Consider the following 1132-nt stretch of genomic DNA (forward strand, 5'->3'; position numbering starts at 1 on the left):
CTCCGCCACCACGCCCGTGGCCCCAGCCGCGCCCACTCGCCACTTTCGGCATCACGTGATCAAACCGGACAGATCCTCGGAACGACACCGCCCTGCCACCATGCCCGCCGTCTGGTGACCAGGGTGACAAGAGCCGTATAAACCAAGAGGTTTACGTACGGATCTGTGGTAGCCGAGGGGTGAGACTCCCCTCGGCTACCCGACTGAGCGAGTTCATTCTTGGCATCCGGACGCCGCTGAGCGCGACCTCGATGCCCGCGTCCTTGAGTGTCTCGTCGAACAGCTCGGGGGAACTTCCCGTTCCGATCCCGGATCAGGTGGCGGTCATGTGGGCCGGCGCCGCAGACTACGCATCCGCTGGGAGATCCGTGACGACATCCACGAAGTCTTCCTCAGCCTGGCCCGCAGCATCATCTGCTGCCGTCGACTGAGGAATCTCGCACCCTGCGGGGAGTTCTCACTGATCATTTCAGCATGAGATCGGTGTGTCGGCTGGCATCTGACGCTGCATCTCGGCAGGGTTCGGCGGGTGTCTGCTGATCTTGTTCCTGACGACCTCTGGGGCGCATAGCTCCACTGCTGCCGGAGCGGCTGCCGCGCCGCCAACGTCATCCCGGACGACTTCCCGTGCCGGACCGGGTTGCCCCGGCCGGGATCGTCGACGTGCTGCGGAAGGGTGCGGCCTGGTGCGACGTCCCGACCCAGGCCGTGGGCTGTTCGGGGGTGACCGCCTGGCGCCGGCTGCGGGACTGGACCGAGGTCGGCGTCTGGCCCCGACTGCACGAGGCACTCCCCGCCGAGTTGCGGGCAACAGGCCTGCTGGACATGGACGATGCAGCGGTCGGCGGGTCTCACATCAGGGCTGTGGGAGGGCCTGGATGCGCCGGCGAAGCAGCGGCACACGATCGTGCGGATCATCGAGCGTCTCGTGGTGGAAGCATGATGTCGAGCTGGCCCGGCAGACCACGGTGTGGGAGTGCGTGACGAAGCGGCGCTCGGAGATCAAGGCGGAGGCGCTGGAGGGTAGGGTTGGCGGGAGCGGCCGGTGCCGGGGTCTCGCCGCGTTGGGCGGCCGGATCAGGGCTCGTACCGTGGTGACCTGGGTGAACGGGGTTTCATGCGGAGCCCGGGG

1 pseudogene is annotated in these 1132 nt (G+C 67.3%); it reads left to right on the forward strand.

What is annotated here, in order from left to right:
• Positions 1-529: 529 nt before the first annotated feature.
• Positions 530-867, forward strand: a pseudogene (locus tag ACIGXM_RS37425) (transposase); the annotation flags it as partial.
• Positions 868-1132 lie beyond the last annotated feature (265 nt).

It is taken from the genome of Kitasatospora sp. NPDC052896 (genome assembly GCF_044547075.1).
Taxonomy (GTDB): domain Bacteria; phylum Actinomycetota; class Actinomycetes; order Streptomycetales; family Streptomycetaceae; genus Kitasatospora.